We start from the raw sequence: 24,087 nt of genomic DNA, 5'->3' as shown, positions 1-24,087 counted from the left end.
GCCGAACCAAAGTCACAGCACCGTGCGCCAGTACTCGGCGTCCAGGCGGAAGACAGGGTGCGAGGGTCATGGCAGCAGCGTCAACCCCTTGCAGCAGATGCGCGGCGGTGGCGCACCAAACGACTTCGTGAATTTCTGCCGGTTGACTCGACTGGCTCACTTCCTAGGTTGGCATTCGGGGCTCCCATGCAATCCGAAGTTGGTATGACATCTTTCCACACACGAAAGCTTGCCCTTCTCGTTCTATCCGTAAGCGCCGCCATCCTGTCCTCCTGCGTCATGCCCGACGACACGTCGAGCACTGCGAAGGAGGACGCCACGGCGGCAGCAGCCCGCAAGGAGATGGTCGGCCTTAGCGAAGCGGATGTTCGAATGTGTGCCGGCTTTCCGACAGCCACCGCCGATGTTGGCAGATCCGGCCAGATCTGGACCTATCAGCGCGTCGTTCAACGCGGCAATCTCAACATTGTGGTTCCGACCGTGGCCATTGGCCCCGTCCCGGCGCTCGGAGGTTCCGTCAACGTCGCCCCCGGCGGCTATTGCAATACGCAAATTCGAATGGTTGACGGCCATGTTGCCGAGGTCGCCTACGCCGGCGACAACAACCTGCCGAACAACCGCGACGGACTCTGTGTCAGCACGGTGGACGCCTGTGTCGCCTATGCCCGTCAGCGCCATCCAGTCAAGGCGATGGGTCGCACGCGGTAACCGGGATCAGACACGCCTCTGATTGATTTGCCGGCTAATGGATGCTGCCGGATCTCGATTTGAGCACCAACGACTTACCTAAATTTCTGCTCTCAACCGCCGATCCCATCACGAATGGCGCAGAAATAGCGGTCGGTTCCGACCTGTCCGCCCTTGAGGGCAATTTCCAGCCCGTCAATCGCCTCGATGCGCGAATGCGCGAGACAAAGCGGCGAGCCCGGCGATGCCGGCAGCGGCATTCGCACCGTCAGCGCATCGACGCCTATCTGGCCAAGTGCGTGGCTCGACGTATCGCCGCCGGCGATGACCACGCGCAGTAGCTTCTCTTGAAGCGTCAATTCGCGGAGAAGCTCGCCAAGGCCGCGGCCAAGCTTATGGCGGGCGCCTTCCTGGAGATCGATTTCAGCACCGCGGTCGGCCGCCGGTCCGAGCGCGGTGTAGAGGATGACGCTGCGCCCGGCCTTCAGGCTGGAGCGGCCGGTTGCAACCGCGCGCGCAATAGCGTCGTTCGAAGCCTCAGAAACCAGTTCGACCGGGTCGATCTCGATCCCGTCGAAGCCATCGGCTAGAGCATGCCGGATCTGCCGTTCCGTCGTCGGCGAGCAGCTCCCCGAGACCACGGCGATCCTGTCGGCAGCTCCCGGCGGCGAAAACGCGAGTTTGGCATCCACGATCCGGTTCGATGCCCATTCGGCCAGCAAGGCATATTCGATGCCTGAAGAGCCGACGACGAAATAACCGCCCGGCCTGCGAGCGCGCCATATCTCCTTGCCGGCAAGCGCCTGGGTTTCCAGGCTGTCGGCATCGAAGAGCACGATGTCTGTGCCATTCTCCACAAGCCGGTCGAATGCTTCCGACCGCGACGCCGATTGCAGCGTCGCCAGGTCGACCAGCCCCGAGCTGAGGTCTGTCTGGCGCGACAGATGGATCAGCAGGTCGGATTCGTCCATCGGCGTGGTCGGATGGCGGCTCATCACGGGATGGCGATCGATACGGAAATATTTGTCGCGGTAGGCCGCGAAGAGATGACCGAAGGCGGTGTAGCGCTTCAGCTGCGGCGCGCCGACCACCAGCGGCACGCCGCCTTGCCGGAAAACCGAGCGGCCGATCTCGATCGCCCGGCCGATGCTGCCGATTGCCGGGCTGGAATCGAAGGTCGAGCAGACCTTGTAGTGGCAGATCTCGGCGTTGAGGGTCTTCAGCCAGGCGAAGGCATCTCGCAGATGCGTGTCCATCCACTGCGGCGTCTCGCTTCTGCTGGTGCCGGCCAGCCCGATGGCGCGGCAATGCGCAAATTGCGAAAGCAGCGCCTCGTCCGGCTGCCGCATGAACAGCACGGTCGGCACGCCGCCGAGCTCGAGCGCCTCCATCACATCGGTCGAGCCGGTCAGGTCGTCGCCATAATAACTCAGAAGCAGGTTTTGCATGGCGTCAGGCCGCCTTGCCGTCGCCGAACTTCTCGATCGACCGCGCCAGCTCGACATGGCTCAAGGCATAATCCGCCAACGGGATGTCTTGGACCGCCGCCTTCCAGGCCTGCTGCACGGCGCGCACGCCGGCGCCCGGCCCGTCCGGGTGGCTGACGATGCCGCCGCCGCAGAGATAGAGAAGATCGACCGTCCGGCCGGTTCGCTGGAAGGTTTCAGGCGCCTGCCCGCCCCACTGGCCGGAGCCGGCGACCGGCAATGCGCAATCGGCCGGCGAAAAGATCGGCGTGGTCACCGCCTTGAAGGATTCGACGAAGGACCAGTCGGGTTCCCAGTATTTCGAGGCGATGCCATTGATCTGGAATTGGTCGACGCCGAGCAGCCGCCAGAACTGCTGCCAGACCTTGAAGTCCATGCCGAGGCCAGGATGACGGGTGAGAATGTCCCAGCCATTGCGGTGGGCATGGAGCACCAGGCTGGAGCGCTTTCGGAGGTAAGCCATGCCGCCAAAACCGATCGAATTGATGTTGACCACAGCACAATTGCCGCCGGCCTTTGCCACCAGGTCGTGGTTTCGCATCATCTCGTCGGGATCGGCATGTGAGATGCCAAAGGCATACATGACCTTCTTGCCGGTCTTCTGCTCGTGGTCGAGGATCAGCGGCATAATTGCCCTCACCCGCTCCGACAGTGGTGAATAGGCCGGGCTCATCAGCTTCTCGTCGTCCTTGATGAAATCGACGCCGGCGGCAATCAGCTCTTGCACCATTGCGGCCGTCTCGGGCGGGCGGAGCCCCAGCGCCGGCTTGACGATGGTCCCGATGATCGGACGATCCGCGACACCGGTCAGCCTGCGGCTGCCCGTGACGCCGAATTGCGGGCCCGGATGCGCGCCCCGGTACTCCTCGGGTAGCCTCATGTCGACGACCCGGATACCGGACAGGCCCTTGATCGAAAAAGTGCCGCCGATGGCGATGGTCATCAACGCCGACAAGTCGGTGCCGATGGCGTCTAGCGGAAACGCGATGTCGACGTCGGCGCGCTTGACCGGGCCATTGCGCGCTTCGGGACCGGTTTCGGGAACAGACGGCCGATCCGCATCCGGCAGATGCCGTATCGCCAGGACTCGCGCCGCGACCCTGGCCTTGAGCTCTTCGGTCTCGCCGGCCAGCGCGACGAAGGTTCCGGTCGACTGGTCGCTTGCGATCTTGGCCGCCAGCGCCTCGATATTGCCGGGCGTTTCGATGCAATAGGTGAGAACAATCATATTCGCGCGGCCTGCCGGGGTGGTTCGAAAAAGGTTCCTTGGCCCTTGAAATCTGGTATAATGAGTACATAAGCTTTGCAAGCCCTATCCGGCTGGGCAGGGCCGGGCGAGCCGGCAGCAGGCGTTCCGGAATTCACGCCGGAAATGCTAGATAGGGGCCGGTCAAAGGAGTGATTCGCGACGATGAACCGTTCGGAGCCGATCGTCCGGCGCAAGCTTTCCGACGAAGTATTCTTGAGACTGAAGCGCCTGATCACCAGCGGCGAATTGCTGCCGGGTGACGACATGCCATCGGAGCGCGAATTGATGGAGCGCTTCGAGGTCGGCAGGCCGGCGATCCGCGAGGCAATGCAGGCGTTGAGCAATATGGGCCTCGTCGCGATCTCGCATGGCGAGCGGGCGAAAGTGCTGCAGCTGACCGCCAAGTCGATCATCAAACAGGTCGACGGCGCCGCCAAGATCATCCTGTCGTCGTCGAAGGACACGCTGGAGCACCTCAAGAACGCGCGTATCTTCTTCGAGCGCGGCATGGTCAGGGAAGCCGCGGAGAAGGCAACCGCCGAGGACGTGCAGCGGTTGCGCGCAACGGTTGCAGAGCAGCGCAGCCATCGTGGCGACTCGGAAGCCTTCATATCCGCCGACATGAAATTCCACACCCAGATCTCGACAATATCCGGCAATCCGATCTATGTCGCCGTCAGCGAGGCAATGCTTGGCTGGCTAAAGGAATACCACACCGAAATGCTGATCTGGACCGGCAAGGAAAAGTTCACGCTGACCGAGCACGAAGAGATCATCGGACGCATCGAAGCCAAGGATGCGGATGGCGCCGAGAAGGCGATGATCAAGCACCTCGAACGCTCGCGTGCGCTTTACGTGATGAACTCCGGCAGCTGAAAACCAAGAGCAAGGTCCCGACCGGCCTAGCGGCCGGCTTGCTCTCGGCTTACTGACTGACCACAGATCAGCCTGAGCCCGGACCGACGCAGTTTTCTGTTGCCCTTTGAATCCGATGTATTTGCCGCGTGTTTTCATTCAACGATTTCAGCATTTGCATCTTCCCAGCCATGGATTTCCGCGGCCCGCTTTCGTCAGCAAGCCCGCATAGGCCCTCCTGGAGCCCCTCGCGCTTGTTCTGGAATTGGCAATTTTTGCAAAGACTATGCTAAGCTTGCCATCCACGAGAACGACACTGGAGTACCGCAATGGCTGTCAGGAGCCTCCACGTTGTGATCTGGCTGCCGTCGAATTTCTATTCAGCCGTCGTCTCGACGCTCGTGGAAATGTTTCAGCTTGTGAATGACGTCTGCCGTTCGCAGGTTCTCTCCTGTGAGTTCGTTGCAAGGAGCGCGCCGTCGGCATCAAGCACCGGAATTTCCTTCCCGACAAAGGCTCAACCATCCCGGAAAATGGATGTCCTGATTCTCATTGCCATGCCGGGTGTCGAGATTCCGGAGCTTCTGCGCTCGCTCGACGAGGAGAGTGAACATTCAAAACCGCTGATCGCGCTCGCGCAGCAGCAGGACGCAATCATCGCAGCGCATTGCGGCGCGTGTTATCTGCTCGCCAATTCGGGATTATTGGACGGTAAACGCGCGACGATATCCTGGTGGCTGAGAGCCGAGGCAAGCCGCCGGTTTCCGCAAGTGCGATGGGACGCTTCCCGCCTCCTCATTCGCCAGGACCGCCTCTACACATGCGGAGGCGGGTTTTCCGGACTCGAACTCGCCAGGGCTTTGCTGATCGATCTGGGCTTCTCGAAGGAAGAGCGGATCATTCGAAAACTTCTGGTTCTCCCGCCGCCGCGCACATTCCAGAGTCCCTACGAATTTTCCCTCGATGGAATTTCGAACGGGGCCAGCCCATTCGAGGACAAGTTGCGTGAGCTCTCGAAAGACAAGATGTCGGAAATCGATTTGAAATTTCTCGCAACCGAATTGGCGATGTCTTCGCGAACCCTGTCTCGCAGGTTTTTCGACGAGTTCCAGACAACGCCGGGAAAATGGATTCAGGAAAGGCGGCTGGAGTTGGCAAAATCCATGCTTGAGGAAACGAAACTGAGCGTTTCAGAAATTTGCTATCGGGTGGGATATCAGGACGTCGCCTCGTTCAGCCGTCTTTTTTCCAAGACAACTGGAATGGCGCCAGGCGAGTTTCGAAAGCAAATCCGGTGACAAGCCGGCAGCGGAAATGCTGCGGCTAGGGGCAACCGTTGCGGAATTGCGGCGATTCATGAACCCCGGCATATGACTTCAGCCGATCCGGACGATTGCGTAAGGCGTCATCACAAGACGGTCTCGGCCCGACGCGTCGCGCTGAATCTGGCGTGACGTTCGTCCATCCCAGATCTTCAGAAAACCCTGATCGGAGCCGAGCCCGGAAACATCGACTAAAACGTCGTCAGGGGTAAGGTTCGTCAGCCAGACGATGATCTTGCCTGTCTGGGTGCGGCTGGCCAGTCCGAGCACCCGCGTCTCATCGGTCGTTGCTGCCGCCATGTGCGCATGGCCGGCCAGTTCGCAAAGTCCTTTCACCGCGTGGAAAATCGGCCGGCGTGTACCTTCTTCGACCGGTTCGTCCGACGAGGCCAGCACGCCGAATGGCCCGGTGAAGCTGCAGAGCGTGAGCATTTCGAGCCCGGCAGGGGCGAGGCGTGCGGCATAGCCGATCGTCCACGCAGCCCCGAACAGTCCGGCATGGCGAGGGTCGCGGTCGGCCATGGCAATGCGCTGACTGTCGGGATTGGCCTTGGTCGCGCCGCCATAAGGGTTCTGGCGCATGGCAATGGTCGACGGCCCGATCCGATAAGGTTTTGTTCCGAAGATCGCCCGTACAGACGCCGCGATGAAAGGCAGCGCCTCCAGCGATTGCATGACGCTGAGATCGTCGGCGGCATGCACGATGGGGCAAGTGCAATGCGTGACGAAATCGAGCGGGTCGGCCGGCACACGCTTGCGGTTGAGTTCGGTGAAATAGCTGAACATGCCGCCGCCGAGGCGGATGTCGGGAAAGGCACGCCGCGCCGCGGCATAGACGTCTTCGAGCGGCAGGCATTGCGGCCACGCGCTGCCCGGTGGCGTCGACTGCCGGTCGACCGAGGGCGAGACGGCAATGGCCGAAAGCTTGAGCCCGGCCTGGCGCACCCTGTCGGCGACGCCTGAAAGCTCGGCGTCGAGATCGCCGTCGCCGGCAATGACACATTCGAGCGTTGTCCGGACCGGATAGGCGGCGGCGAGCCGGGCGTAGGATCGCAAGGCATCGAGCTCGTGGCCGCGCGTCGGGTCATAGTGGAACATCAATTGTTGCGGACCAAGCTCGGACAGCACCGACAGCTTGCCCAGCACCGCCTCGACCTCATCCGGGTAGATGATCACGCCAACGTCCGGCAACACCGGTCCGGCTTGGCCGAGCGTGACACGGATCGGTTCGGCGCTTGCCGCGGCAGCCGGCACTTTCCCGCGGCCCTCCATCCGCAAGCTGATGGTTTGGCGGAAGGTTTTGCCGGCAGGCAGCACATAGGGCCATGGCAGCGCCAGCGGCCGGACATAGGTCTTGTAGGAGGCATCTGACCAGTTGCGCTGGTCCTCCATCTCGAAAGTATCGCCTTGCATCCGGCATTCGGCGCTGACGCCCGGCCGGACCTCATGGGTGATCGCCCGCAGATTCTTGAACGGCTGCCAGGGATCGATCAGCTCTGGAAGCCGCGTCGCGACCACGCTGCCATCGGTATGCTCGACCGTGACCGGGCGGCCGGCCAGGCCGGCGATCGGATGCAGGATGCAGAAACCACAGCGATTTGTTTCGAAATCGCTGTCGGGAAGTGCGCTCACGTCGAAGACCAAGTGGCCATCGGCGGAGCCCTTGATGGTCGCACCGAAGCCGAGTCGGCTGCCGTCCGGTGCCTGGCAACTTGCCGAATAGCTGACCGAAAATGCCTCGGCATCTTGCTCGATGGCAAGGTTGGTGAGCGCCGGCTCGTAAGTGCCCCAGTCGCGATCCCTGACGATGTAGGCGATGGCGCGCAGAACTTCGGTGCTGCCATGCCGAATGGTGCGCAGATTGCCGTTGACGAAGTCCGCCGTCAGCGCGCCGGCGCGCAGCCTGACCGGTTCGACTTCAACTGCACGTGTGCCGTAGAGGAGGAAGGCGTCGGCTGTCATTTCAGCAAGGCGTCGAGTTGCACCGGTTCGCGGCTTGCGGCGCCGGCATAGGCCGCCTCGACCAGCGCCAATGTCTTGAGGTTGTCCGCGCCCGAGGTCGCGGGCTCGGTTACGTTGGTCAAGCAATCGACCCAATGCTTTTGAATGGCGACGACGCTTTCCTGGATGTTGTGCCACGGCCGCGATGCCCAGGGCAGCAGCGGTGGCGAGACGTCGCTGACAGCCGTCCCGCTCATGCCGGTGACGGTGAGGCGGTAGCCCTGCGCCAGCCGGATCGTGCCCTCGCTGCCGTCGATCTCGATCAGCGTCTCGGGGAACGGTTCTGTCGCGAGCTTGGTCGCATAGCTGCAGTCGACCACCGAAGTGGCGCCGCTCGTGTGGTCCATCAGCATCGTCGCAACGTCCTCGCCGGCAATGCCAGGGTTGATGCGCGCCGTTCGCGCGGTGACCGTCGAGACGTCGCCCAGCAGAAAGCGGGCGATGTCGAGGATGTGGATGCCGAGGTCTTCGATAATGAAGCGCTTTCCCGTCGCCAGATAGGGCTGGCCGGAAAACACGTCATAGGCAGAGCGGAACGAGATCCGTCCGAAAAAGGGGGTGCCGATTTCGCCGCTGTCGAGCACGGTACGCACCGCCTGGATCGGCGACTGCCAACGAAAATTTTCGTGCACCATCAGCGGCACACCGGCGACGGCGCATGCCTTCACTATCGCCTTGGCGTCGGCAAGCGTCGGCGCGAACGGTTTTTGGCAGATTCCCGGGACGCCGTGCTGCGCCGCCATCTCGACGAGGGGACGGTGGCTCGGCGCGGTGGTGGCGATGTCGACGAAATCCAACCTTTCGCCGGCAAACAGTGCTGCCGCGTCGGTATAGCGCCGCGCGACCCCGAACTGGTCGCCGACGATCCTCAACCGGTCCGGATCGCGGTCGCAGATGGCAGCGATCGAGGCACCCTCTATGTCGCGCCAGGCATGCATCTGGTTGACGGCGAAGAAGCCGCAGCCGATCAGCGCTCCCCGCAGTTCCGTCATGTCAGCCGGCCTTTGCCATCTGCATCAGCGTCACCCGGCTCTGCAGCCGGCGCTGTGCCTGGTCGACGACGACGGCGACGATGATGACGAGGCCCTTGATCACCATCTGCCAGAACGAGCTCACCCCCATCATCACCAGCCCGTCCGAAAGAATGCCGATGACGAAGGCGCCGACAATGGTGCCGCCAATGGTGCCGCGTCCGCCCGACATCGAGGTGCCGCCGAGCACTGCCGCGGCAATGGCGTTGAGTTCGAAGCTCTCTCCGGTCGCCGGATGCGAGGCCATCAGTTCGGACGAGATGATCAGTCCGACGATCGCCGCGCAGAAACCGGAGAACATGTAGACGAACATCTTCACCATGTTGACGCGGACGCCCGAAATCCGCGCCGCCCGCTCGTTGCCGCCAACGGCGAAAATGTGGCGGCCGAGCGGGGTGTACTTGGCGAGATAGGCGGCCCCTAATGCAACAACGAGCAAAATCCACAGCGCGACGGGCAGGCCGAGCAACCGGCCGGCGCCGAGAAAGCCGAATCCGGTGGTGCCAAGCTCCGGCTTGCCGACGAGATTGGGGAAGGTGCGCCCGTCGGACGACAGCAGCGCCAGGCCGCGCGCGACATAGAGCACGCCGAGCGTGGCGATGAACGGCGCAACGTTAAGCCTGGTGATCAGCAAGCCGTTGACGGCGCCGATCAATATGCCGACGGCAAGCGTGATCAGCGCGATCTCGAAGACGTTGAAATAGATGGTATAGCCGACCTGCAGGTCGATGCCGTTGAGCACGAGATAGCCGGCCACCATGCCGCACAGGCCGACGATCGAGCCGACCGACAGGTCGATGCCGCCGGTGATGATGACAAAGGTCATGCCCATTGCGAGGAATGCGTTCAGCGCCACGTGCTTCGACATCAGGATAAGATTGGCGGCCGAGAGGAAATTGGGGGCAGCTATCGAGAAGAACAACAGCACGGCGATCAGCGCGATGAACGTCCTCGCCTTCATCAGCGTCAGCAGGACCGAGCCGCTCGAAAGGGAGGTGACCGCCGCCTTGGCTGGAATGTCAGTCATGCGCCTTGCTCTCCGTGCGGGACCGGTCCGTGGCCGAGCGCCGAGGCAGCGACGATTGCGGCCTCTGTCGCCTCGGCGCGGTCGAACGTACCAGTCAATTTTCCATTGCTCATCACCGCGATGCGGTCTGACAACGCCATCACCTCATCGAGGTCCGAGGTGGCAAACAGGATCCCCAGGCCGTCGCGCGACAGCTTGCGCATGGTGCGGAACACGTCGGCCTTGGCGCCGACGTCGATGCCGCGGCTCGGCTCGTCCATCAGCAGCACCTTCGGTCCGGTGAGCAGCGCCTTGCCGATCACCACCTTCTGCTGGTTGCCGCCCGATAGCGACGAGACTTCCTGCGCCGGATCGGCGACCTTGATCGCCAATTCGCGCACGGTCTGGGCCACCGCCTGTCGTTCGGCGGCACCACGAATGTGGAACAGGCGCACGAAACGCGACAGGCTGGCCAGCGTCAGATTGCTGGCGACGGAGAGGGTCGACACCAGCCCTTCGCGCTGGCGGTCTTCGGGGATCAGCGCCAGGCCGCGGCGGATGCGTCGCGTCGTGTCCCGCTCGTGCACTTTTTTGCCGGCAATGAATATCGTTCCGGTCGAATGGCCGTGACGGCCCATGATGCAGTCGAACAGCTCGCTGCGTCCGGCTCCCATCAGCCCGTAGATGCCGAGGATTTCACCGGCGCGCAGCGACAGCGAGACGTGGTCGACCGCGAGCCCGCCGGTGACACGCGGCAGGCAAATGTCCTCGGCACGGAATATCTCTTCGCCCGGAACATGGCCGTCGGCCTTGGCGAAGTCCTTGGCGTCGGAGCCGATCATCTGCCGCACGATCCACTGGGTATCGACGTCTTTCATCTCCGCCTGGCCGGTGATGCGCCCATCGCGCAGCACGGTGATGGTGTCGCCGATGCGGATCAGTTCCTCGAGCCGATGCGAGATGTAGACGATTGCCACGCCGCGCGCCTTGAGGTCGGCAATCACCTTGAACAGGATCTCGACTTCCGCCGCGCTGAGCGCCGAGGTCGGTTCATCCATGATCAGGATGCGCGCATCGAGCGAAACCGCCTTGGCGATCTCGACCAGTTGTTGCTGGCCGATGCGCAGATCCTCGACCAGCATGTCGGGCCGGATGCCGGCTTCCAGGCGTTCAAGGAACTCCGCCGCGCGGCGCTCCTGCTCTTTGCGGTCGATCTTGCGGAAGCGGTTGGTGATCTCGCGGGTGGCGAAAATATTTTCGGCGACAGTCAGATTGCCGAACAGGTTCAGCTCCTGGAACACCATGCCGATGCCGCGATTCACCGCATCCCCGGATGACGAGAAGGAAACCTCCTCGCCGTCCAGCAGAATGCGCCCGAGTGTCGGCTGCTCGACGCCCGCGATGATCTTCATCAGCGTCGATTTGCCGGCTCCGTTTTCGCCGACCAGCACGTTGACCGCGCCCTTGCGCACCTCGAAATTCGCGCGCTTGACCGCGACGGTGCCGGAATAGACCTTCGAGACATCCTCCAGCTTCAGGATGACATCTTGATCGCCGCTCATGGCTTCGGCCCGATCTCTGCCTCCGCCGGCGTCACCAGCGGCAGGTCCTGGCCACTGCCCGGCGTATAGGCGCCGAGGATCTTGACGCTGCGGCCCTCGAGTGCCTCGCGCGGCAGCTTGGAAAGTACGGTCTTGTCGGCATAGGCGTTGAACGACTTGCCGAACTGGGCGAAGTCGATCTGATTGGTGAAATCGTTGAACTGGATGAAGTCGAGGCTGTCGCGCAGGGCGGTCCCACGCATGGCGGGGCCGATCTGCACCCGCGCATCGGCCTTGCCGTCGCCGTCGGCATCGACATCCATCGTCGCCGCACGTGACTGTGTGTTGGCTGCAACGACCTTGCCCTCGAGCCGAACGGCGAAGGTCCACGGCGAATTCGCCTGCTTTTTCGGGTTGCCGTATTTGGCGCCGGCAGCGGCGGGATCGGCCTTGGCCAAGGCATGCACCTCGGGAAACGGCCCGGCCTTCTGCTGCAGATAGGGTATCACTTTCGCCGCCCAGATGTCCTCGACCATCTTGTCGGGATTGAACGCGGAGCCAGTGCCGCCGTTTTCCGCCGACGGCGTCGGCAAGATCTTGCAGGCGGTCAGGCTGACTATTGCTGCGAGGAACAACGCGACAAAGATCGGCCGGGTCAGCGTGTTGAACATGTCGGCTCGTTCGGCATGGCGGTGAGGAGCACCCAGAGAAATGGAAGCAAGGGCGAAATGGAAGCAAGGGACGAACCGGAGGCTCGTCCCTTGCTGCCTGATGTTACGCCGGCTCAGTTGGTGAGCGCGAACGTCTCGAGCTTGGCGGCATTGTCGCCATTGACCAGGACGCAGTCCATCAGCTGCTTTTCTTCGGCGGGAGACTTCTTGTTCTTGATGAAGTCGTTGGCCTGCTCGACCGCCATCTGCGCCTGCGCGAAGGCCGGCTGCAGGACCGTCGCCTTGATGCCGCCGGAGGTGATCGAGTCGCGCACGTCGTTCGACCCGTCGAAGCCGACGACGATGACGTCCTTGCGGCCGGCAGCCGCGAGTGCCGCATAGGCGCCCATCGCCATCGTGTCGTTGCCGGAGATCACGCCCTTGATATCGGGATTGGCCTGGAGGATCGATTCCATCTTTGAATAGGCCTCGGTCTGGCTCCAATTGGCCGACTGCTGCGCCACCATCTTCAGGTCCGGATAGTCGTCGATGACGTCGTGGTAACCCTTGGAGCGGATGCCGGCATTGGTGTCGGATTCCTTGCCGACGAGCTCGACGAAATTACCCTTCTCGCCCATCAGCTTGACGAATTCCTGCGCGCCGAGCTGGGCGCCCTGATAGTTGTTGGAGACGATCTGCGCGACGGCAACGCCGGTGGCATTGATCTCGCGATCGATCAGGAATGAAGGAACACCTGCGTCCTTGGCCTTCTGCACGGCGGCAACGGTGGCGTCGGCGCCGGCATTATCGAGGATGATTGCCTTGGCGCCGCGGCCGATCGCCGTGTCGATAAGTTCGGACTGCTTGTTGGCATCGTCGTCATGGACGAGCACCAGCGCCTCGTAGCCGAGTTCCTTGGCCTTGGCCTCTGCGCCGACAGCTTCCGCCTTGAAGAACGGATTGTCATGCGAGGGCGTGATGATGGCGATCAGATCCGCCGCATAGGCGGGTGCGGCCGTGCCAAGCGCCAGCATGCCGGCGAAAGCCGCAAGCGTCATTCTGCGTGTCAGTTTCATGTATTCCTCCCGTTGAAAACCCGTGCCTTGATCCCAAGGCTATATGCATTCAATTCGTTAGCCAGCGCGGATCGCGGCTCGCGTCAGGTTCACAAGCCCTTTGCCGGCTTCACCTCGATCGATCGTCTCCCCGCCATCCTCCACTCGTCCAGGCCCTGAGCTTGCTGCGAAGCTTGACGGTCCGAGCCATCGAACAGCTAAGCTAACTGGTATGATGAGTCAATGACAATTTCAGGTGATATGTTCCCGGACGACGCGTTGCGCCCTCAGGTAATGCGCTGAATGCTCGCGGCAATCTCCTCCGGCTCGAACACCCGCTTCCAGTCATCGCGCATCAGCACCGGCTTGCCGAACTCTATCGCCTTGTTGCAGGCGTCGGAGAACACGCCTTTGGTCTCGCCGAAGATGACGGCGCCAAGCACGTTCATATGGCCAAGCAGGAAGTCGAGCGCCGCCTGTTTGTCGACCCCGCGCGCCACCACCTCGTCAACGGCCTCCTTCATGACGACGAGCAGCGAAGCGCATACCGTTTCCGAAAGGCCGGGCTCGAGCAGCGCCATCTGATCGACGGTGACTCGATGCGAGCGCATAACCGGGGCCCAGATGATCTTGGCGATCGCCTCACCCTTGGCGAAATCTTCCTCCGGCCCCTGCATCAAGGCGCTGACCATGTGCTGCTTGGCCTTGACGCCGCCGAAATAGTCCTTCTTGGCCGCCATGTCGGTCTCGTCGTTGAAGATCGGCGGATGGCACGGGTGGGTGACGAAATAGGTCAGGTCCGGTCGCTGCGGCAGATGCCCGGCGAAAGGTGCTGCGGCGTCGAGCACGACGACCATCGTGCCTGATGCAAGCTTGCTCTCGATGCTCGCCGCGACCTTGCCGATATGCGTATCCGGCACCGCCAGGATCACCACATCGGCGCCATCAAGCGCCTCATCGGCGCTGACGGCATCGATGCCGAGGCCCGATTTAAGCCGCTCGCGGCCGGCGTCGCTAACCTCGACATGGCGTACCGTATAGGGAGATCCGCGAAAATTGGTCGACAGGCGGTAACCCATTTTGCCGCCAGCACCAAACAGCGCAATCGTTGTCATTGTCCGTTACTCCTGATTTCCAACGACGGCCCTGCCGATCGTCATCCTATTGACTTGTATGCACATTGCCGCCGGCTGGCGGATTACAAAAGGCGGGGAGCCGCCGCTCAAATGACGATGCCCTGGACGATGTCTCGGGCGCTCGGATGTCCAGCACAGCACAGCTATGCGGAGCATGCTACCTCAGGTACACATTATACCAGCATACCAATTTGGCAAGCGGCAGTGGCACGGCTCTGAGCACTTGCTTGGCCGTCGTTTACCTCCTGTTCAACGACAAAGAGCGATCATCGCGGCTGAACCGCCAATGGGGCGGGATGATTCGCAGCGAACAAAGCCCATGCTCGAGACTTCACTCTACAGCCCGGTCAAGACCTTCCTCGAAGGCCTGGGTTTCATGGTCAAGGGCGAGATCGGCGGCTGCGATCTGCTGGCGCTGAGTGCCGACTCTCCACCGATCGTCGTCATCTGCGAGCTGAAGCTGAAGTTCAATCTCGAGCTGGTCCTCCAGGGCGTCGACCGTATGGCGGTGAGCGACGAGGTCTGGCTCGCAGCATGCATGTCGGGCCGTGGCAAAGGCCGTGAGAGCGACGTGAGATACCGCAATCTCTGCCGTCGCCTCGGCTTTGGCCTGCTTGGCGTGCGGACGAACGGCGAGGTTCAGGTCCTGCTCAGCCCGACGGCATTGGCTCCGCGTAGGGATTCCCGGCGCCGCTCGAAACTAATCGACGAACATCGGCGTCGGCAGGGCGATCCTGTCGCCGGCGGCGGCTCGCGTGCGCAGATCATGACCGCCTATCGCCAGCAGGCCCTGGCATGCGCCGCAGCACTCGCAGACGGCCCAAAGCGGCCGCGTGACTTGAAGCCCAACCTGCCGAACGCGCCCAAAATCCTGCTGCACAACGTGTATCGCTGGTTCGCGCGCACCGATCGCGGGATCTACGAACTGACCACTCAGGGCCGTGAAGCATTGCAGCGCTGGCCGCAGCCCCATCGCAGCCACACCGCTGCCTGAGACAGGCAACGCCGGATTTCGCGCTCGCTTCCGCGACAATCACGGCTTCGGCAAGACTGCAACCTCCGTGACGGAACCATATTTCGACACGAGGGTTGTGTCGTCACCGAATTGATCGTCCCTGAGCAAAACGGAAGGAAAGGCCATGCGGCTATCGACGACAATTGCCACACTCTCGGCACTGGCTCTTGCCTCGCCGGTCTATGCGCAATCCGTGGGACCAGAGCTTGCCCCTGTCCCGCCGACGGCCCCGCAAACCCTGCCAGAGCAAGCCACGCCCGAAGGGGCCACTCCCGACCAGGCTACACCTGACCAAGCCTTCTCCGCCCAGAATTTCACCGCAGTGACAATCGTGGCGATGGAGGATCTGCCTCCTGACATCAAGGCACAGGCGGAGGCCGTCGTCACCCAGACCAGCGCCGAGGATTTGCGTATCCTGCAAAGTTCGATCGACGCATCGCCGCAGGCGGCATCGGCACTGGCGGCGAACGGGCTTAATTCCACGCAGGTCGTGGCCGCCAATATCGACGGCGACGGCACGCTGACGCTGATCATCCAGACGACGACGTGAGCGGCCGAAGGCGGACAAGCCGGCTCCGGCACGGAACCGAAACCCGCCTGATCGCGGAGGACTGTCATGGCCGAGGCTGCAGTTCGCAACTTCACCATCAATTTCGGGCCACAACATCCCTCCGCTCACGGCGTCCTGCGGCTGGTGCTCGAACTCGACGGCGAGATCGTGGAACGCGCCGATCCCCACATCGGCCTGCTGCATCGCGGCACCGAAAAGCTCATCGAGTACAAGAACTACCTGCAGGCCCTGCCCTATTTCGACCGGCTCGACTACGTCGCGCCGATGAACCAGGAGCACGCATTCTGTCTCGCCGCCGAGAAGCTCCTTGAAATATCGGTTCCGAAGCGTGGGCAACTCATTCGCGTGCTTTTCTGCGAAATAGGCCGGCTCCTGTCGCACCTCCTCAACGTCACCACGCAAGCCATGGACATCGGCGCGCTGACGCCGCCGCTCTGGGGTTTCGCCGAGCGCGAGAAGCTGATGGTCTTTTACGAGCGCGCGTCCGGCGCCCGCATGCACGCAAATTATTTCAGGGTCGGCGGCGTGCATCAGGATCTGCCGCCGGAGCTCCTCGACGACATCTGGAATTTCTGCGATCCGTTCCTCAAGGTCTGCGACAATCTCGAAGGGCTGTTGACCGAGAACCGCATTTTCAAGCAGCGCAATGTCGATGTCGGCGTGATCGGCCTTGACGATGCCTGGGCCTGGGCCTTCTCCGGCGTGATGGTGCGCGGATCGGGCGCCTCCTGGGATCTGCGCAAGGCGCAGCCATACGAATGCTATCCGGAGATGGATTTCGATATCCCGGTCGGCAAGCATGGCGACTGCTACGACCGCTATCTCGTACGCATGGAGGAAATGCGCCAGTCGGTCCGGATCATGCGGCAATGTCTGGAAAAGTTGCGCTCACCCGAAGGCCAGGGGCCGGTCGCGATCCCGAACCGCAAGATCACGCCGCCGCCGCGTGCCACGATGAAGCGCTCGATGGAAGCGACGATCCACCACTTCAAACTTTATACAGAAGGCATTCGCGTGCCGCGCGGTGAAGTCTATGCCGCCGTCGAGGCGCCGAAGGGCGAGTTCGGCGTCTACCTCGTATCGGACGGAGGCAACATTCCCTACCGATGCAAGATCCGCGCACCTTCCTTCGCCCACCTGCAGGCGATGGATTTCCTGTCCCGAGGCCATATGATCGCCGATGTTGCCGCGATCATCGGCTCGCTCGACATCGTATTTGGAGAGATCGACCGCTAAAGTGGGTCGAAGGGTATTTGGAGAGATCGACCGCTAGAGCGGATCGAAGGGTGTTTGGAGAGATCGACCGCTCACCAGGTCGAAGGATCTTCCACGATCGCGGGATTGTTGTCCCTAGCCAGATCGCACATGCCTGGACGGCGCTCGAACGCCCGTCGGACGAAGGCTCTCAATTGCGGCGGGCCAACTCAAATTCTCGCATCAAAGACGGACGCATGGCCGCGACAAGGCGCAGCCAAGCGTCAAGGAGTTTCACAATCTGCGCGGCCTGACGGGGCACGAGTCCTTCCAAGTTCGGAAGCGCTCCCCGCAGCGCGGAAAGAACGCGTGTTCCGCCGTTCCTCGTATCGCGTCAATGCACGATCAAGCCCTTCATCCAGGCAACAAATCTGTTGCCGCGAACTATCCCGCGCACCCTGGCAGCGGCCCATCGCGCTTGCATCGTGGCGCCAACGTGGCAATGGCAAACGATTTGGTGCAACTGCCGGTCGCTCAGTTCGAAGAAGCGCTTTGCCTCACCATAGGTATCGTCGTTCAAGCCCATGGCACGCAGAACCGGATCCTCGAAAGCGACAGTGAGCGGCGTCCCAGCGCCACGCGATCTGTCGCGCGCTTCCCTGTTCATATATTCGGTGCCTGGAAGCGCCCCAAGGCATCGCGTCGGGTTTTGCTCGAGAAGTTCTGCCCAACGTTCAATCCGCTGGTTTCGGCTCATCGCCGGATACGCCGCGAAGGACTCAACTTCCGCGACGGCATGCAGTTGGTCGAGTGTTTGATGTTTCATGGTCGGCTCCTGTCGACAGGTGAATTCGCCCACGCCTATATGAGCAATTATCGCGCCGTGGAGCGCTGACAAGGCCGGATCACCGCAACATGAGGCGTACGGATCACCTGCCCGGTGAAGCGGCGCTCGGTTCCAACGCGCCGGCGCCGCTCAGTGGGTTCGACGTCGCCCCGGTAACCGAACCCATTCCGGGCAGGAACTTTTGCGGAAGCTCGCGGTTTGGCTTTGCGTCCGCCCCGGCGGCTGCAATATCAGTCTTGAAAGCCATTCCGTTGGACACGAAGCCTCAAAGCGTCGAACAAGACGTCGAGCCTGTAAATGAAACTCGGGAGCAACCGGCCCGGGTTCGAGAATCTCGTGAGCGATCGGCAGAGCCGCGGCAGGAAAAGCCCGACGGGGATGCCTCGCAACGAAAGGCCGGTCTGCTCGGCTTTCCCAAGCGCCATCCCTATGCGACGGCGGCGGTTGCGCTTGCGCTGTTGCTCGTCGCGGCAGGCGTCGTGATCTGGTGGCTGAACGCTCGCCAGTACGAATCGACCGACGACGCCTTCATCGACGCCCGCACGGTGACGATCGGCGCCCAAATCGCCGGCCGCATTACCGAGCTGGCGGTTAGCGACAATCAGCACGTGCAGGCAGGTGATGTCCTCCTGCGCATCGACGACAGCGACTATCAGGCAAATCTGAAGCAGGCCGATGCCGGCGTCGCCGCGGCCGAAGCCGAAATCGTCAATGTCACCGCTCAGATCGAGGCTCAAAACGCAAAGGTGAACGCTGCCCAGAGGCAGGTTGCACAGGCCAAGGCAGCGCTGGATTTCGCCAAGGCTGAGGATCAACGCAATCGCGAACTCCTGGCCAGGGGCACGGCAACGCAGCAGCAGGCGCAGCAAGCGGCATCGACGCTGCGTCAGGATCAGGCCGCGCTGGACAGCGCCGAGGCCAATGTCGCCTCGGCAAAAAGCCAGGTTTCGGTCTTGCAGGCACAGGCCAGGAGCGCCGAGGCGCAGCTCGAACACGCCAAGGCCAGCCAGGAGCAAGCCCGCACGACGCTGTCGCGCACGACCATCACAGCACCCGCAGCCGGGCGGGCAACGAGCATTTCGGCCGCTGACGGAACCTACGCGCAACCTGGCCAGGTATTGATGATGTTCGTTCCCGACGAGGTCTGGGTGAAGGCCAATTTCAAGGAGACGCAGCTCGACCTGATGCGGCAGGGACAACCGGTCGACATCGATATCGACGCGTACCCGAACAAGTCCTTCCATGGCCGCGTCGACAGCATCCAGGCCGGCAGCGGCACCGCCTTCAGCCTCCTGCCGGCTGAAAATGCCACCGGCAACTACGTCAAGGTGGTGCAGCGCGTGCCGGTCAAGATCGTCTTCGACAAGCCGCCCGATGTGCTTCTCGGCCCAGGGCTGTCGGTGGTGCCGACGGTCAAGGTGCAATGAGCGGCGAAGCAGCCAGAAATCAGGGCGAAAGCCGATCCGCCGCCGGGACACACAATCCCTGGCTCATCGCCATTGTCGTTTCCATCGCCACTTTCATGCTGGTGCTGGACACCTCGATCGCCAATGTCGCCCTGCGCAACATCGCCGGCAGCCTGGCGGCCGGAATGGACGAAAGCACCTGGGTCATTACCACCTATCTTGTGGCCAACTCGGTGATCATCCCGGTCAGCGGCTGGCTGGCAAGCGTCATCGGCCGCAAGCGCTACTACATGCTTTGCGTGGCGACCTTCACCGTCGCGTCGCTGCTGTGCGGACTGGCGCCCAACCTGGAACTGCTCATCCTGTTCAGGATCCTTCAGGGCCTCGGCGGCGGCGGCATGGCGCCAAGCGAGCAATCGATCCTTGCCGATACCTTTCCGCCGGAAAAGCGCTCGCAAGCCTTCGCGCTTTACGGCATTGCCGTCATCGTCGCACCAACGGTCGGGCCGACGATCGGCGGCTGGCTGACGGACCATTTCTCCTGGCACTGGATCTTCTTCATCAACGTGCCGTTCGGCATCCTGTCGCTGGCACTGGTGCAATGGCTGTTGGTCGAACCGGACGTACTCGAACGCGAACGCAAGGAACGGCTGAAAGGTGGCCTGAAGATCGACGGGGTCGGGTTCGTCCTGGTGGCCACCGCATTGGGGTGCCTGGAGATCTTCCTCGACCGGGGCCAGCGCTACGATTGGTTCGCCTCGAATTTCATTACGACTTTCGCAGTGATTTCCGCGATCGCGTTCCTGCTGCTTATCCCATGGGAAATCAGTCGCAGCGATCCGGTCGTCGACATGCGCCTATTGTTCACGCGCCAGTTCGGCACGGCCTTCCTGGTTATGATGGCGGTCGGTGCTATCCTGTTCAGCACCACCCAGATCGTGCCGCAGCTGCAGCAGACGACATTTGCCTACACCGCGACGCTGTCGGGCCTTTCGATGATGCCGGGCGGCATCGCCATGCTGATCTTGATGCCGGTGTCCGGATTTGTAGGCAGCATCGTGCAGCCCAAATACCTGATCATGGTGGGCATGTCGGTGGTCGCAGTCGCGCTTTGGCACATGACCTCGCTTACCCCGGACGCCAGCTTCCGCTTCTTTGCCTTTGCCCGTGTCTTCCTGATGGTCGGGCTGCCGTTCCTGTTCATTCCCATCTCGACCGCGGCCTATGTCGGCCTGCCCCCGCAACAGACCAACCAGGCATCGGCGCTGATCAACGTTGCACGCAATATCGGCGGCAGCATCGGCGTCTCGCTGTCCAACACCGTCATTGCGCAAAGCTCCCAGATCCATCAATCGAATCTGGTTGGCCACACCGTGCAATCGTCGCCCGCCTATCAGCAGGTGCTTCGGCAGGCGACCGAGCATTTCGTCGCCCAGGGTTCGCCGCTGGTCCAGGCGAAGCAGCAGGCGATCGGCTGGCTCGGCCAGTTGATCGCCCGCCAGGCCACGCTGCTCGCCTACGTCGATGTCTTCCGCTATTGCGCGGTGGCAACCGCCCTGCTCGTTCCGCTTGCCCTGCTGCTGCGGTCAGGCAAGTCGGGCAGCAGACACGAGAATCCGGAGATGGGCTGACCCGCAGGCGCGACGGTGTGGTTCCAAAAACGAGGAAGCCGGGAACCAGCTGACCCATTGCGTTGTTCTGCGCCAAGAGGAGATGATCACGATGGCCACTATTCCCACACCCGAGCCAACACCGACCCCGGTACCACCGCCTCCCATCCCCGATCCCAAGCCCGTGCGTGAGCCGGACCCCGACAGGCTCCCCGACGAGGACCCCATTCCCAATCCGGATGAAAACGATATTCCGCCGAAGCGGATGTCTTTCAGCCGGCAGTTGCCGTGATCGTTCTGCAGCCTGTCTGGCGATTGCTTGCGCCAGCGGCGCCGCCTGTCAGATTTCGAGCATGGCGTAGGGGCGGCCGGTCGGCTTGGCGACATGCATGGCAACGTTATAGACCGACGCTCCGCCCGGCGTACGGCCCTCATAGACGCCACGATGCGCATGGCCATGCACCACTGCGCTGACCTGGAACCGGTCTATTGTCTCGGCCAGGCGTGACGAACCGAGAAACGGGAAAATCTCCAGCGGCTCGCCTTCGACCGTCTCGACGACAGGCGCGTAGTGCAGAACGACAAGCGTGCGTTTGGCGCGGACCTGCCGCATCGCGTTTTCAAGCCGCATCGCTTCGTTCACGCTTTCCGCCACCATCGACTTGATCGCCGGTTCGCCAAAGGAGCCGAGCATGCGCGATCCAAAACCGCCAACGAAACCCTTGACCCCAACGAACCCGACCTCGTGAATCTCCGTCGCCTCGCCGTCGAGGAGATGAACGCCCGCCTGACGCAAAATGTCGGTGACCTGCTCGACGGCGCCTGACTCATAGTCGTGGTTGCCAAGTACGGCGACGACCGGGATCGTGCAGGCACGCAGTTCCTCGGCAAGGATTTCGGCCTCCCGAGGCTTGCCGAGATTGGTAAGGTCGCCGGTCAGCACGAGAACCTGGGCTTCGCGCGACATCTCGCCGAAAAGATCGCGGTACGACGCCTGGTCCTCCTTGCCGACATGCAGATCGCCGATGGCGGCGACCTTGAGTGTGCCGCCGTTTTCGGCCTTTGCCGAAGCAGATTCGAGCTCGTCAGCCATCGCTATATTCTCCTTCACCGCCGACGTCGGCAAAGCCCCATTGCTTGACGTCGATCTCATAGTCGGTTCGTGAAAGCATGCGCCCGCGGCAGATCCGCATCCGGGAAGGCGGCAATTCGCGCTGCTTGGCCAGCCGGTCGAGCAACTCGTCGAGCAGCCACGCGGGCACACGGTCTCGCTCCGTCGGATAGATCCATCTGAAGTTCAAGAGATGCATCAGCAAGACTTCCCAATGAACTTCCATGTAGGAAAGCAGCCTTTGCCAGTCGATCTGGTCGTGCGCCTTGAGAATGGTGTGCGCGACGTCGGCGCCATCATGCCGGCCGCGGTCCTGGATGAAGCATTTGGACCAGATAAGCTCGGTTGGGCCGATGATCCGCACGTGGCTGCCCAGCAATTCGGCCTGGCGAGCATGCTCCAGCCACTGGTCGTCGACAGGCATTGTGCCGTTCATCGAGGTGAAGATGACGTCGAAAAAATGCGTGCCCCTGAACACCTTGCCGAGCCACCGGTCGTCCTCGACCACGACCGCATAGCCGATCTGCTTGAAATGGGCGAGGATGCGCGGGCAGTCGCCGGCCTTGCAGAAAATGTCGAGATCCTTGGTCGGGCGGATGATCCCGGTATAGGCGCTTACGGCATAGGTGCCGGCGACGAGAAAGGGGATGCCCGTCGCGACAAGCTCGCGGATCGCTTCGATATAAAAGACCTCCGCTTCGGCATTGCGAGGCGTCGGGGCGGCTTTTGGATCGACGGACGGAACGGATGCCGGGATGGCGCTTTCCGGTGGGGGATTGATGATCATAGCAAATGGCTCCTGGCCCGGCAGACCAGCAGCCGCCTGTATCTAATAGCCAAGCATGCCCGATGGTTCCCGCCGCTGCGTGCCACCGCCGCTCTCGCCTGCTGCATCAGGCGAACACGCCGCGGTGGCGGGCCTTCAAAGCGGTCATGGCTCTCGGCCGCGGCGGCAGCCATAAAGAGACATGTGAGCGGTTATTTTTGGCGTCAAGATCGCAGCGCGCTTCGGCCTCAAGCGCGTCGAGGCGTAGTGGGCCCGCTATCATTCTCGGGTCCGGAAAGGATTGGTTTCAACATGGTTCCCGAGCTGTCGGAGGCGCTGCGCACCCGGCGTAACAGCCACTTGAGCGCCCGTAGCCAAACCGACTCTGTTTTCCGGAACGCTGCAGGCGGCGTGGCGAAAAGGCCATTCTCCATTTTGTAGTTCCTCACTGTCTCAGTCCAATCAGCGTTCTTCAACGAGCAAAACTTGTGTTGGTTCCGTGTCGCCATCGGCGGGAGCACGTGCTGGACAGGCGAAGCCATCATTGGTGGGTTCAAGCAGGCTAGCCTTCTGCCGCGAGATCAGGGGCCTCGGCGATCAAGTCGCGGAATTCAGCCACTAGCCGGCAGGATTCAGCTCTTATCCTGATCCGCCGGCGCTGGACACGACCCGCGAAGGCTGAAATTGTGATCGGTATTTCCAGTTGCAAACTTGGTTGGGCTCGGCGGGGATGGCGCTGGTTTCTGAAGACATTGCCCGCCATCCGGCACTGCGTCGCCACGTCCAGGCTCAGTCGCGGACGCTTCTCCAAACCTATGAAGCGAACCCGCGGCTGGCCTCCGTATTCGCCGCGCAACAGCGTTGGCTGATGGCCCATATCGGCCTTGGCTTGTATTTCAATCGAGAGCCGGACGATCATCGCAAGGGACTTACGTCTGCACGGTTCATGGACGACATCTGCCGGCATTCGGTGGCCAGCCGCAACACCGCCGACGCCTTCCTGAAGGAGATGCTGCATTACGGTTTCATTCGGCATCTGCCGATCAAATACGGGCGCATCCGCCCCTTTGAGCCGACCGCGGGCACTCTGGAGACGGTTGCCGGCTGGGTCATAGCGCATCTGAAAACGCTGGACAGCCTGGACAATGGATTTCGACTGGCTGCATTCGTCGCACAACCGGACCTGCTCGCCAAACTGCAGCCGCTGGTGGCCGACGGCCTGCTTTCGTCGCATGCCGTGCGGGAGCCGAGACAGACCTTTTCCTTGTTCACCTGGCTCGACAATGGCGGCATCGTCATGGATTGGCTGATGTCTGGCGTCGATCCCGATCATGCCGACCTGGACCGAATTCCGACCGGTGTCGTCTCAATCGGAGATTTCGCGAACTGGCTCAAGCTTTCCCGGACCCACCTGTCACGCAAATTGCGCGATGCCGAGGAACTCGGCAGCATTGGCTGGTTGGGATAGTGTCCTGAAGGTTCTGCAAAAAGTTTTGGAGAGAGAACGGCGCTTGCTCTGAAGGGCGAGCGGCCATGGCACGGTGGTG

At 62.1% G+C, this 24,087-nt stretch carries 20 protein-coding genes and 1 pseudogene; 9 read left to right on the top strand and 12 right to left on the bottom strand.

From position 1 onward, the window contains the following. Positions 1 to 279 precede the first annotated feature (279 nt). On the top strand, positions 280 to 708 hold the full coding sequence (locus NKI01_RS24690; protein ID WP_352482004.1) for a hypothetical protein: 429 nt from the start codon (positions 280 to 282) through the stop codon (positions 706 to 708). A 92-nt stretch (positions 709 to 800) separates the two neighbouring features. Here NKI01_RS24690 and NKI01_RS24685 read toward each other — a convergent pair whose 3' ends face one another. Beyond that, on the bottom strand, positions 801 to 2,135 hold the full coding sequence (locus NKI01_RS24685) for a four-carbon acid sugar kinase family protein (RefSeq protein WP_352482002.1): 1,335 nt from the start codon (positions 2,133 to 2,135) through the stop codon (positions 801 to 803). 4 nt (positions 2,136 to 2,139) lie between these two features. Next, complete coding sequence (gene oiaX / locus NKI01_RS24680) at positions 2,140 to 3,402, bottom strand: 3-oxo-isoapionate-4-phosphate decarboxylase OiaX (RefSeq protein WP_352787838.1); 1,263 nt, start codon at positions 3,400 to 3,402, stop codon at positions 2,140 to 2,142. 183 nt (positions 3,403 to 3,585) lie between these two features. Here oiaX and NKI01_RS24675 point away from each other — a divergent pair, with 183 nt between their 5' ends. Continuing rightward, complete coding sequence (locus NKI01_RS24675; RefSeq protein WP_352965022.1) at positions 3,586 to 4,299, top strand: transcriptional regulator NanR; 714 nt, start codon at positions 3,586 to 3,588, stop codon at positions 4,297 to 4,299. A gap of 308 nt (positions 4,300 to 4,607) precedes the next feature. After that, positions 4,608 to 5,576, top strand: coding sequence for a GlxA family transcriptional regulator (locus tag NKI01_RS24670; protein ID WP_352965019.1), 969 nt, complete (start codon positions 4,608 to 4,610; stop codon positions 5,574 to 5,576). Positions 5,577 to 5,654: 78 nt separating this feature from the next. On the opposite strand, the gene apnL is transcribed toward NKI01_RS24670, so the two are convergent. The 7 genes from apnL to NKI01_RS24635 all read right to left on the bottom strand — a co-directional run bounded on the left by apnL (position 5,655) and on the right by NKI01_RS24635 (position 13,999). After that, on the bottom strand, positions 5,655 to 7,562 hold the full coding sequence (apnL, locus tag NKI01_RS24665) for a D-apionate lactonase (RefSeq protein ID WP_352965016.1): 1,908 nt from the start codon (positions 7,560 to 7,562) through the stop codon (positions 5,655 to 5,657). After that, positions 7,559 to 8,593 carry a Gfo/Idh/MocA family protein gene (locus tag NKI01_RS24660; RefSeq protein ID WP_352494747.1) on the bottom strand — a complete coding sequence of 345 codons (1,035 nt, stop codon included), beginning with the start codon at positions 8,591 to 8,593 and terminating at the stop codon, positions 7,559 to 7,561. The genes apnL and NKI01_RS24660 overlap by 4 nt, the downstream gene beginning before the upstream one ends. A 1-nt stretch (position 8,594) precedes the next feature. Continuing rightward, on the bottom strand, positions 8,595 to 9,659 hold the full coding sequence (locus tag NKI01_RS24655) for an ABC transporter permease (RefSeq protein ID WP_023720264.1): 1,065 nt from the start codon (positions 9,657 to 9,659) through the stop codon (positions 8,595 to 8,597). Further along, the gene (locus NKI01_RS24650) at positions 9,656 to 11,200 is read right to left on the bottom strand and encodes a sugar ABC transporter ATP-binding protein (RefSeq protein ID WP_352494746.1); all 1,545 of its coding nucleotides are present in this window, start codon (positions 11,198 to 11,200) and stop codon (positions 9,656 to 9,658) included. The genes NKI01_RS24655 and NKI01_RS24650 overlap by 4 nt, the downstream gene beginning before the upstream one ends. Further along, a complete protein-coding gene (locus NKI01_RS24645; RefSeq protein ID WP_023720262.1) occupies positions 11,197 to 11,850 on the bottom strand; it encodes a DUF2291 family protein in 654 nt (217 codons plus the stop codon). The genes NKI01_RS24650 and NKI01_RS24645 overlap by 4 nt, the downstream gene beginning before the upstream one ends. A gap of 113 nt (positions 11,851 to 11,963) precedes the next feature. After that, positions 11,964 to 12,905: a D-ribose ABC transporter substrate-binding protein gene (locus NKI01_RS24640; RefSeq protein WP_023675475.1), complete on the bottom strand. Its 942-nt coding sequence runs from the start codon at positions 12,903 to 12,905 to the stop codon at positions 11,964 to 11,966. 266 nt (positions 12,906 to 13,171) lie between these two features. After that, positions 13,172 to 13,999, bottom strand: a complete 828-nt coding sequence (locus NKI01_RS24635; protein ID WP_352590675.1) for a phosphogluconate dehydrogenase C-terminal domain-containing protein — start codon at positions 13,997 to 13,999, stop codon at positions 13,172 to 13,174. Positions 14,000 to 14,339: 340 nt separating this feature from the next. On the opposite strand from NKI01_RS24635, the gene NKI01_RS24630 reads away from it, so the two are divergent. The 3 genes from NKI01_RS24630 (at position 14,340) to NKI01_RS24620 (ending at position 16,842) form a co-directional block, all read left to right on the top strand. Beyond that, the gene (locus NKI01_RS24630; RefSeq protein ID WP_352965012.1) at positions 14,340 to 15,014 is read left to right on the top strand and encodes a DUF2161 domain-containing phosphodiesterase; all 675 of its coding nucleotides are present in this window, start codon (positions 14,340 to 14,342) and stop codon (positions 15,012 to 15,014) included. Between the two features lie 145 nt (positions 15,015 to 15,159). Next, positions 15,160 to 15,585 carry a hypothetical protein gene (locus NKI01_RS24625; RefSeq protein ID WP_023720258.1) on the top strand — a complete coding sequence of 142 codons (426 nt, stop codon included), beginning with the start codon at positions 15,160 to 15,162 and terminating at the stop codon, positions 15,583 to 15,585. A gap of 66 nt (positions 15,586 to 15,651) precedes the next feature. Beyond that, on the top strand, positions 15,652 to 16,842 hold the full coding sequence (locus NKI01_RS24620) for an NADH-quinone oxidoreductase subunit D (RefSeq protein WP_023720257.1): 1,191 nt from the start codon (positions 15,652 to 15,654) through the stop codon (positions 16,840 to 16,842). Between the two features lie 352 nt (positions 16,843 to 17,194). Here NKI01_RS24620 and NKI01_RS24615 read toward each other — a convergent pair whose 3' ends face one another. Beyond that, complete coding sequence (locus NKI01_RS24615) at positions 17,195 to 17,626, bottom strand: hypothetical protein (RefSeq protein WP_023720256.1); 432 nt, start codon at positions 17,624 to 17,626, stop codon at positions 17,195 to 17,197. A gap of 272 nt (positions 17,627 to 17,898) precedes the next feature. Here NKI01_RS24615 and NKI01_RS24610 point away from each other — a divergent pair, with 272 nt between their 5' ends. After that, on the top strand, positions 17,899 to 19,074 hold the full coding sequence (locus NKI01_RS24610) for an HlyD family secretion protein (RefSeq protein ID WP_352965010.1): 1,176 nt from the start codon (positions 17,899 to 17,901) through the stop codon (positions 19,072 to 19,074). Continuing rightward, positions 19,071 to 20,684 carry a DHA2 family efflux MFS transporter permease subunit gene (locus tag NKI01_RS24605; RefSeq protein ID WP_023720254.1) on the top strand — a complete coding sequence of 538 codons (1,614 nt, stop codon included), beginning with the start codon at positions 19,071 to 19,073 and terminating at the stop codon, positions 20,682 to 20,684. The genes NKI01_RS24610 and NKI01_RS24605 overlap by 4 nt, the downstream gene beginning before the upstream one ends. 319 nt (positions 20,685 to 21,003) lie before the next feature. Here the strand turns inward: NKI01_RS24605 and NKI01_RS24600 are convergent, their stop codons facing one another. Together NKI01_RS24600 and NKI01_RS24595 are read right to left on the bottom strand one after the other, a co-directional pair. Next, a complete protein-coding gene (locus NKI01_RS24600) occupies positions 21,004 to 21,756 on the bottom strand; it encodes a metallophosphoesterase family protein (protein WP_023720253.1) in 753 nt (250 codons plus the stop codon). After that, complete coding sequence (locus NKI01_RS24595; protein ID WP_023720252.1) at positions 21,749 to 22,561, bottom strand: nucleotidyltransferase family protein; 813 nt, start codon at positions 22,559 to 22,561, stop codon at positions 21,749 to 21,751. The genes NKI01_RS24600 and NKI01_RS24595 overlap by 8 nt, the downstream gene beginning before the upstream one ends. 709 nt (positions 22,562 to 23,270) lie before the next feature. Here NKI01_RS24595 and NKI01_RS24590 point away from each other — a divergent pair. Continuing rightward, positions 23,271 to 24,005: pseudogene (locus tag NKI01_RS24590) on the top strand (hypothetical protein); the annotation flags it as partial. Positions 24,006 to 24,087: the final 82 nt, after the last annotated feature.

Origin of the sequence: Mesorhizobium sp. M0815, from assembly GCF_040319995.1 — a bacterium.
Lineage (GTDB): Bacteria > Pseudomonadota > Alphaproteobacteria > Rhizobiales > Rhizobiaceae > Mesorhizobium.
This window is presented reverse-complemented; position numbering and strand designations above follow the sequence as displayed.